The organism is Photorhabdus sp. P32 (assembly GCF_038085095.1).
GTDB lineage: Bacteria > Pseudomonadota > Gammaproteobacteria > Enterobacterales > Enterobacteriaceae > Photorhabdus > Photorhabdus luminescens.
The window spans coordinates 1-10,178 of the sequence record NZ_JAZGJN010000175.1; the positions used below are offsets into that span (position 1 = coordinate 1).

At 37.1% G+C, this 10,178-nt stretch carries 6 protein-coding genes; 2 read left to right on the plus strand and 4 right to left on the minus strand.

The window, feature by feature from the left end; all coding sequences use genetic code 11:
- Nucleotides 1-1,083 precede the first annotated feature (1,083 nt).
- On the plus strand, nt 1,084-4,002 hold the full coding sequence (locus V2H77_RS01850; protein WP_341497434.1) for an RHS repeat-associated core domain-containing protein: 2,919 nt from the start codon (nt 1,084-1,086) through the stop codon (nt 4,000-4,002).
- A gap of 82 nt (nt 4,003-4,084) precedes the next feature.
- Here the strand turns inward: V2H77_RS01850 and V2H77_RS01855 are convergent, their stop codons facing one another.
- The 3 genes from V2H77_RS01855 to V2H77_RS01865 form a co-directional block, all read right to left on the minus strand.
- Nucleotides 4,085-4,597, minus strand: a complete 513-nt coding sequence (locus tag V2H77_RS01855) for a GNAT family N-acetyltransferase (protein ID WP_341497435.1) — start codon at nt 4,595-4,597, stop codon at nt 4,085-4,087.
- Entirely contained in the window at nt 4,575-4,871 is a 297-nt protein-coding gene (locus tag V2H77_RS01860) for a type II toxin-antitoxin system TacA family antitoxin (RefSeq protein ID WP_265513229.1), read from the minus strand. Before V2H77_RS01860 ends, V2H77_RS01855 begins: the two co-directional genes overlap by 23 nt.
- Before the next feature lie 263 nt (nt 4,872-5,134).
- Entirely contained in the window at nt 5,135-6,250 is a 1,116-nt protein-coding gene (locus V2H77_RS01865; RefSeq protein ID WP_341497436.1) for a cytochrome P450, read from the minus strand.
- 922 nt (nt 6,251-7,172) lie between these two features.
- Between V2H77_RS01865 and V2H77_RS01870 the strand changes: the two genes are divergently transcribed.
- Complete coding sequence (locus V2H77_RS01870; RefSeq protein ID WP_341497437.1) at nt 7,173-7,517, plus strand: hypothetical protein; 345 nt, start codon at nt 7,173-7,175, stop codon at nt 7,515-7,517.
- A 647-nt stretch (nt 7,518-8,164) separates the two neighbouring features.
- Here V2H77_RS01870 and V2H77_RS01875 read toward each other — a convergent pair.
- A complete protein-coding gene (locus V2H77_RS01875; protein WP_341497438.1) occupies nt 8,165-8,866 on the minus strand; it encodes a helix-turn-helix transcriptional regulator in 702 nt (233 codons plus the stop codon).
- Nucleotides 8,867-10,178 lie beyond the last annotated feature (1,312 nt).

The following is a 10,178-nucleotide window of genomic DNA, read 5'->3' on the forward strand; positions in this document are numbered from 1 at the left end:
ATTTTATCCATCTATAATACTAAAAATATAACATTCATATTTATAATTACCATCCTCATCATTTTATTTTACAATTTAGTCCAGAATTACGATCTAATATTATTTATATTGTGAAAATAACAATGGTAAATTAACCAATTTCTGATTCATAATTCATTCCATTACTTTACATTAACCCATGTTATAATCTCTAAATTCAATAAATTTATTATCCTATACCATTATATAAACGCAATATAAATTCCATGCAAATGGAGATCCGGCTTCCTTATTTTAAATAATTTTCATAAATAATAATCATGGTAATTTATGCTGCATACAACGATATCCAAATTAAAAATCACACTATAAAAAACATTAAAAACAATATAAACTTATACTCCAAACATTATCCAACCAAATTAAAATCATATATTATTTAAAAAAATACAATTAAATCATTGCAATAAAATCATTTTCATTGAGAATATTATCAGTATATTTAAGAAATTATGTTTTATTCCATTAAAACAGAGCATTCAATTAAGAAAGTGTCTTACGAGACCTTAATAAGCACAATGGCTTTATTCCACCATAGCGTACAAGATAAAGTTTAAGTCAGTGATACTCACTGGGATGTCTGCCTGACACCATGATCTGATACATCCGATTTGTCTGGCGTCATTAATTGACGCCAGATTAACCCATAAAATAGCTCACGCTTATAACAGATAACTATACTTCCAGTTAACATTCCACCAGTACATAACTGCATGTTAAATAATAATAAATTACTTCTCCTTTATTGAAAAATTCACCTATTAACAGAAAAAACAGCCATAAACGATAGCAAAAACTGCTGACACTGTTTTCTACGATACTTGTACTCGTCTGCCTATACTTGCTACTGTTATTTAGTTACAGCAGCATACTTCTAAATGAGATTATTCTTGCTTATCTCCTGAAATCTCGCATACCGCTGGTATCTCAATAGAAAGGTTATCCTCATTAATGTGGAGAAGCTGAACTTGACATTCATTCGCTGCTATGCAGACAAAAAATTATTCAACACCACAATTATTCAACACCACAAAGAGGTAAATTATGAACAACTTTGACCCCAGAACTTATCAACATACCCCCACCATCACTGTTCACGATAACCGTGGGCTGAATGTCCGTGAAATCCGTTATTGCCGAACTACCGCAGAAGAGAATGCTGACGTCCGTATTACCCGTCATCAGTATGATGCTCTCGGATATCTACATAAAAGTTTTGATCCGCGCCTGTATGACGCCAAAGAGAACAAAGAGAAAGATAAAACGGTGAAACCCAATTTTCTCTGGCAGTATGATCTGACCGGCAATATCCTGCGTACAGAAAGTGTTGATGCTGGCCGTACTGTCACTCTTCATGATATTGAAAACCGTCCTGTCCTGACTGTGACTGCAACAGACGTCAAGCAGACCCGACAATATGAAGACAATTCCCTGCCCGGTCGTCTGTTATCCATAACTGAACAAGAGCCAAAGCTAGAATCCCATATCACCGAACGTCTTATCTGGGCTGGAAACACACCGGCAGAAAAAGACCAAAATCTTGCTGGTCAGTGTATGTATCACTACGATACAGCAGGAATGACCCAACTGAATCGCCTTTCCCTGACCGGGGCGGTTCTATCACAATCCCGTCAGCTACTGGCTGATGGTCAAGACGCGAACTGGTTTGGGAAGGATAAAAAGATTTGGGATAATAGATTAAGAACTAACGATGTATACACCACCAAAAACAAAACGGACGCCACCGGCGCATTGTTGACGCAAACCGATGCCAAAGGCAACATCCAGCGTCTGGCATATGATATAGCCGGTCAGTTAAAAGGTAGTTGGCTGACCGTGAAAGGCCAGAGTGAGCAAGAGATTATCAAATCCCTAACCTATTCAGCCGCAGGACAGAAACTACTTGAAGAGCACGGTAACGGTATCATCACCGAATACACTTATGAACCGGAAACTCAGCGACTGATAGGCATCACTACCCGCCGCCCATCAGATACTAAAGCTAAAGTGCTGCAAGACCTGCGTTATGAATACGATCCGGTTGGCAACATCATCAGTCTCCGTAACGATACAGAAGCAACCCGCTTCTGGCGCAATCAGGAAATAGTGCCGAAGAATATCTATACCTACGATTCCCTGTATCAGCTTATCAGCGCCACAGGGCGCGAAATGGCGAATATAGGCCAACAGAATCACCGGCTCCCTTCACCAGCACTACCTTCCGATAACAACACTTACACCAATTACACCCGTACTTATACCTATGACCGTGGCGGCAACCTGACCCAAATTCGGCACAGTTCACCCGCGAGCAAAAACAACTACACCACAGACATAACCGTCTCGAATCGCAGCAACCATGCGGTCCTGAGTACCTTGACCACTGATCCAACCAAAGTGGACGCATTGTTTGAGGCAGGCGGTCATCAGAAGACATTACTACCGGGACAAAACCTAAACTGGAATGCTCGCGGTGAACTACAACGGGTAACATCAGTAATACGGGATAACTACACCGACAATGGCAACGACACAGAGTGTTATCTCTATGGCAGCGACGGGATGCGATTATTAAAAGTCAGTGAACAGCAAACGCAGGATATCTTCCGGCAACAACGAGCCGTTTACCTATCGGGATTGGAACTGCGTACAACACATACAACACATACAACACATACAACACAAAACGATGCTACCACAACGGAAGAGTTACAGATCATTACAGTAGGTGAAGCCGGTCGCGCTCAAGTGCGAGTTCTGCACTGGGAAAGCGGCAAACCGGAAAATATCAACAATAATCAGGTACGTTACAGTTACGACAATCTTATTGGTTCCAGCCAGCTTGAGATAGATAGCAACGGGCAAATCATCAGTCAAGAAGAGTACTATCCATTTGGCGGTACAGCGCTATGGGCTGCAAGAAACCAGACAGAAGCCAGTTACAAAACAATCCGGTATTCTGGTAAAGAACGGGATGCCAGCGGATTGTATTATTACGGCTATCGGTATTATCAGCCGTGGGTGGGGAGATGGCTAAGTGCGGACCCGGCCGGTACTATCGATGGATTAAATCTCTACTGTATGGTGATGAATAACCCAATTACGCTTGCGGATAATATGGGGCTCTCAAGTTTAGACTGGCTTGATCTAGCCATTCCGCAAAACAGACCTGATATTTCGCCACTTTTGTATAAACAAAATCCAAGAGTTGAACGGAGATACCAATATTTCACCAGAAGCACCGGCGAAATATTACAAGAAACAGAGAGAAACGAAGCAAAACTCAAACCGATGAAACCAAAAGATAGAGAAAAAGCATCCAGAAATATAATGTATACAAACGCAAAACTAAAAGGATATGCTGCCCACGCCGGTATTATGGGTCATGGCATCAGCACAGAGCACGACACCTATAAAGATAAATTTTTAAACCTGAGTGGTAGCTTAAGTGCAAAAAACACCTTCCCTGGAGTGCAACTTATCAGCGAAAAAGCGAAGCCCGGTTTCGAACAGTACCATCCCGATAAACTGCAAACATCTAAACGTTGGAGGCCGAATATGGATCTTGGCAGCTATCGTGTTACTAATGAAAAAGAATTCATCTCGGGTATACAAAAAGCGTATAAAGAATCAGGAACTGAACTACATCCACTAATTGAACAGAGGATCAGAGCACACATTAAGGAAAACAAGAACATCTTACCGAAAATGGCAGGTATTGCGGGCCTGCATGCTGAAGTTCAATCTTTAAATTATATGGTCACTGAACTTGCTAAAAAGGGAGAAAATATATCAAGTCGTTTGAGTCAGACTTACATATTCACGCAACGACTCGTTGGTAAAACAAATGAAGACTTCCCGGCTTGTCATAATTGTTCTGGGATATTGTCTGGCATAGAAAATGTCATGACAGGAAGGGTAGAAAATTACCGAAGAATGACACGCAGAAATTCTGTGGCGTAATAACTTGTACTAGAACTCAAACCTGATCTGTCATCTATCAAGAATGGATGTCAGATCAAGTTTCGACTCAAACAGAAATATGTTACATCGCATCTACTCTGTTTATCATTTCTATTGCAGCAGCCATAGGCATGAACAGTTTGCTCTTTGTCTGAGGAAATTCCTCAAATCCTACATTCATATATAGTTTTTTGGCTATGTCGTTCTTAGCATCGACGATAATCATTGGGATGGGGATAGATTTTGACGACTCTATAGCTTTTCGAATTGCATCTATAAGCAAGATCTCACCAAATCCTTGGCGTTGAAACAACTTACTTATAGCCAAGCGACCAATAAGTGCACAATGTAGTGTGGAATGGTACTTTTTCGATATTTTCTCTGGTAGTTCATCTAGTTCTACCGTGCATAGCGCCAAGGAATAGTACCCTTTTATTTGAGATCCATTGTGACTACTTGTAAGGACGAATGTTCTTGATAAGTCCTTTTTATCATGCTGTCCCGATACTGCTTTCAAATAGTTGTTCAGAGCGGGTTCACCACAGTCAAAATTACTTCTATCGTGTTTGTTTTTATCTAAACGTTCCATCTTCATCTGTTATTGTTTCCTTATGTCTACGAGCAGCACGAAGGAAACGTTCATTTACCTTGACTGGTCTTTCCAATGCATGAACAAACGCCAATGCATCTTCTTGGCACAATCGAATACGCATATTTTGTTCAATAAGTCTTTTTGCCTCTGCTACAGCAGCATTTGCAATAAAGCTATTCAAGCTTACATACCCTGATAATGATAACGCTCTTTCGAGTAACTCTTTGGTTTCTGAACTCACCCTCGTGGTGATTCTTTCATTTGCTAATGTGGCCATAAACCTTACTCCTACCGCATTGCGGTTATTAGTTCTTTAGTTATTAGTTCGCTATAGACATCCACTACTCACTTACATTACTTATGCGAAGCTTACGGAACATACTATTTGGTGAATTTAACATCGACTTTAACAAAAGTCAATATATGTACCAAAATGACGTCACATTGTGTGACAGAACAAGCTGTATCAGATAGAACAAAAATCATCAAGATTTGGGCAAATAAATCCGAATATGCAAAGCTATTAAACTTCATATCCATTCAAAATGAGACTTTTAATTTCTTCGATATGCTCAATGTAAATTTTGAACAACCTATTGCTGACGAACCAACAATAACTTCATGAATTTCAATATCATCAAGTTGATAACAAGAGAGTATTTTAGTTATTAACTGACAGGTAAAATGTATCGCGATGTTCATGCCAATACATTTTTTCACTCCTGCGCCAAATGACAGTGGGCAGCCTTCACGATCAGGCTGAAACTGGTAAGGATGGTCAAAAACCGTAGCATCGAAATTGGCTAATCCGGTATAAAGCAGAGCTCGATCTCCTTTATCGAAACAGCTATTTTTATATATCAGTCTCTCTTTAAATACTCTATCTACGGAAAGCACCGGGCTAGATATACGATAAGTTTCAGTAACAATGCTTTTAATATTATTTTCCGTCACTGTGATTGCATGGTTTTTAATATAAAACAATGTCGCAGCTATCAATTGCATCGTCGTTTCATGAGCAGCAATAAATGTTATCGACAGATCAGCCACAAATTTCTCAACATGAATCCGCTCCATTATTTCACCGTTAATCGTCATTTGCCGTAGAATTTGCTGATATATAGCAATAAAAGATTCTGCAATCGACACAAAATGCGCCTTCCCCCTCACCTTCCCATCAAAAAACATCCCGACATTTAGGGCGTGAGCAGAAAAAAAGGCTGAAGCTTTCAACCCCACTAAAGAAGCAGCCAATAAGTTATTCACTCCCCTTAAATGCTCCTCAGTGATAACATCTGACTCTTTTAAAGAAGATAAAAGATCATTGGCGATAATTTCAAAATCTATTTCGTTAAATTTGCCACGAATAAAACTTAATACATCATTATTATATTTATCATCATTGAAAATAAGCGAATCGTTAAGATAAAAAATGAATCTGGCAACTCTACTCTTATCTGATGCAGAAAATATTCCTAACGGAACACTCAACTGCTTTTTTGTCACATAATCTGAATTCAGAAGATAAGAACAAATATCATGTGAATAACAATGCCATATTGCTTGCTTAGTATCGTAAAAAAATCCTTTTCCTTCAGGATCGCCTAATTTTACGCTATCCATTTTTTTCTTATATTCATTAATTAAAATAGTCATTATAGAGATCCCCATATAAATTAACGCCCTTCGGGTTATAAATTATCCCGATAATCACCAATAAATTTATTTACTGCCAATTGAAAACCAGAAGATATTCCATTAGCACTTATTCGTCAGTCTATCTATTTATAATTGAGAAACCTGTTTTGCTATAATATGACTAAAAAAACACCCTCATTCTTACATAGAATCACCTTCTATTTTTACACACAGGAATAGCACAATTCTGAGTTGAGTTCAGGCTACACAATTAAAATCATAACCTCTCAGATAACCTCATGACTCTTTTCTATTTATATTCCCTCTACAGTAAGAAACTCTCAATAATCATGAAACTAAATTATCACTTTATGCTCTATTTTTAGCTCAATATGGTTACTTGCGCGCATTTTTAGCATTAAAATCGTGATAAATATCACAAAAAATTTACTCAAATAAAAATAGCCAATTAATTAAATTATTAAAATCAATATATTATACATATTCATATCATAATGACCTATTTTTACTGCTTTGCAATATCAACCCAATAAAATAGCTATTCAAGCCATTTTCCAATGCATAATTAACCTTCACTTAATATTCATGTAAAACATTCATGATGATATACTTTACATTCTATACTTTTACGCTACTATAAAAATATACGATATATAATTTATGATCACTACTCATAAATGCAACTAATTTATAGACAATAAATTATCAAAAACAGCAATTAAATATTGCGCCCAATAGGTTAATGTAAATCATTCAGATTAAAAACAATAGCAAATAAAAACATATTTAAATTGGTTATATTTCTACGGTAATTATTAGTTTAGTTATTGCATTTATCACAATAAAAATAGAAATATCAGAGAAATTATTATTATTTCTATAATAACCACCCATTTTATCCATTAACCAGGAGTTGAACATGAGAGAGACTGAGGAGAAAGAAAAAGGTGAAATGCTTGAAATTAATAATCATTATTTCTTCGTTGTTAATCTTACAAATGAAAATCTAATCGGTGATGTGACTTGGAGTAGCTCTGGAAACACAAGTACTCTCAATGTTGATGGGTTACATCCAGCAACCGCTTCACTTATCCAAGAATTCTATCCAGAAAGTCGGAAAAATGATTATTGGCAATGGACGGCAAAAGGAAGGAGATATCAATTGAATTGCTATGACAATGATATCTATGTCGCTGTTGTCATTAGCGATTTCGGCATTAGCGTATTACCCACAGGAACCAGCCCGGATGCATGGAAATGGTAGCTTTTCTTCCACTCGATTATTTATGTAAGTAACATGTATCATGTGGGAAATATCGATAGCAGTCTTACTTAAAGACACATTTACAAACCGGCAAAACAGAGATCGTGATTCTATCACGATCTCTATACCCGTCATCTTTCAAGTTGCCTCTTTGTTGGCTGCACTCACTCACCCCGGTCACATCATTATCTATGCTCCCGGGGATTCGTTCCTTTGCCGTCGCGATGCATCTTGAAATCCATTGGGTATATTCAATCGACTTAAAATTCTTTCTCCTAGGGAATTCTTTAACTTTGCTATCCACAGTATCAACCCTCTCCCCTCTATTATTCGTTGCCCCAGATTACCAAATAGTGATTTATCCTACCATTCACAATCAGCGCCCCAGGGCGGCTTTTTCCAAATAATCGTTTTTATTCGCTCGATCCTTTAAGGGGTTTCGTCCCTAATTTTGAGCAAATAAACCCAAATTTCAGAAAATCTAATAAAATCACTAAACTTTTCAAATTCTCAGGCTAACTAAAAGCGAAAAGTTCAGGTAATCATAAAAATCCACGATACATTTTCAACTCTATGCTCAGTAAAAAGAACAATTAAGTATACACACGATAAACACCCATATAAATTACTTATTCGTAATTATTTATTTAGGATAAATTATTATCAGATAATCCTTCTTTCTCACTCCATTTTTTTAGTAATAATATTCTATCTTGTATATATCTTTCAGATAATACTTCCAGTTTCTCTATTTTTCCCACTTGTAACTTAAGAAAATCATGACTAAATTCACACCAAGAAACTAAAAAGAATTCATTATTGAAAAAGATCGACAGTGGACAGGTTGTCTTCACAGTATGTGTATTATTTAAATCAAGAAAAGTTATCACTATTTTTGATTTATGGTATATCGCTTTTCTGATATCAGATAACATTAAGTTATTATCTGTAACTTTACTGTAACCTTCTATTTTTACAAACATTGGTGAATAATATAGCTGATCACGTTGTTCTTCAGGCAATACTGCGGCGATCTTAGAGATAAAGCTATGAGCAGACTTAGCCAAAACAACATCATTCTGTTCAATAACCCATTTATTGCCCAAAACTAAGGCATCAATTTCATCCATCGTAAACATTAAAGGCGGCAACATGAAACCCGGTCGTAATATATAACCTAAACCTGGCTCGCCCTCTATATTTGCCCCCTGACTATTTAGTAAAGCAATATCTCGATAAAGCGTGCGTAAGCTTACATTCAAATCACTAGCGAGTAATTTACCACTGACAGGATACCTTCTTTGTCTCAAGTATTGCAATAATACTATAAGTCTTTCGGTTCTTGACATTTCCGTACTCCTCATTTTAATAAACATCAAATAGGAAAGGCTTGATTGAACAAATAATATTGAGTTACTAGCTAATTACCCAATATAACTATTTATTCTTAATTATCTATCATGGAACAATGCCGAGATTTCTCCATAAAACCATCAACTCGAAATCCTATATTTAATATAGACCTCAATTGTCTGGATTGACGAAAATACTATTGCCGTCTTACATAATTACCAAACTATGTCAAGAGTAAATGTTCGATGCATTACGCCGAAACAAGGTTGAAGTCAGTGTCGAACATCGAACATAGAGCAAATATTTAAAAGTTTAATATACAACTAATTAATACAAAAAATAAAATTCACATTCAATAAGATAACTTATCATAAGTAAACTTACTATGTATTAATGATATAAGAAAACACAAATATTAAAGTCAATTTTCACACTGCCAGTTAATGCCTCGGCAGAGAAAATATGGTCTTATTTTATTTGGACATATCTCTTCGTAATGCCTGGGAAGATGTTTTGATTTTATTACTCATAGTAAAAGAGCAATGGAACTAAAAGGCGTACCCAAATGAGTTTTACCTTAACGCCTGTTGAAAAAATAATTTTTTTAGGGAAGATGATAATAACTAGTTTATCTTCAATTTATTTTTGGTATCAAATTATTAATATCGAAGGATAATATTACATAAATAATAATAATCCCGATAGCCTGATGAATCTATGTAAACATTATATACCCGTCATCTTTCAAGTTGCCTCTTTGTTGGCTGCACTCACTCACCCCGGTCACATCGTTATCTATGCTGCCGGGGATTCGCTCCCCTTCCGTCGCGATGCATCTTGAAATCCATTGGGTATAACCCCACAAAAACAGCTACTCACATCCTGACATTCATGATCCAATTCTATTTAACGCCCATCCCATTAAACTATTTCATTTACCATTCTTTATAAAAAGAGCGAACCAAGACAATATACGCAGCAACTCCTGCACACTATCCGTATTCACTATTAACTTACAAAATAATAGTCCACAGTAATGAGAACTAATGGAGTAGGCAGTTATACCCTTCATCTTTCAAGCTGCTGCTTTGTTGGCTGCTTTCACTCACCCCAGTCACATCGTTATCTATGTGACTGGGGATTCGTTCACTTGCCGCCGCGCTGCAACTCGAAATCTATTAGGTATACGCGAAAAAAAGGTTGTCGAGTGCTCCTGACAAACAGGTTCGCAGACGAAGAAACGCGCGGGGGATATATCTGTGTCGTGGGCGAGTGTTTAGACGATGAGGGGGGCGGGGGGGGGGTCGG

Coding starts and splice junctions, on each gene's coding strand:
- V2H77_RS01865 (WP_341497436.1), bottom strand. CDS start 6,250: ATGACTATTTTAATTAATGAATATAAGAAAAAAATGGATAGCGTAAAA.
- V2H77_RS01875 (WP_341497438.1), bottom strand. CDS start 8,866: ATGTCAAGAACCGAAAGACTTATAGTATTATTGCAATACTTGAGACAA.
- V2H77_RS01850 (WP_341497434.1), top strand. CDS start 1,084: ATGAACAACTTTGACCCCAGAACTTATCAACATACCCCCACCATCACT.
- V2H77_RS01860 (WP_265513229.1), bottom strand. CDS start 4,871: ATGGCCACATTAGCAAATGAAAGAATCACCACGAGGGTGAGTTCAGAA.
- V2H77_RS01855 (WP_341497435.1), bottom strand. CDS start 4,597: ATGAAGATGGAACGTTTAGATAAAAACAAACACGATAGAAGTAATTTT.
- V2H77_RS01870 (WP_341497437.1), top strand. CDS start 7,173: ATGAGAGAGACTGAGGAGAAAGAAAAAGGTGAAATGCTTGAAATTAAT.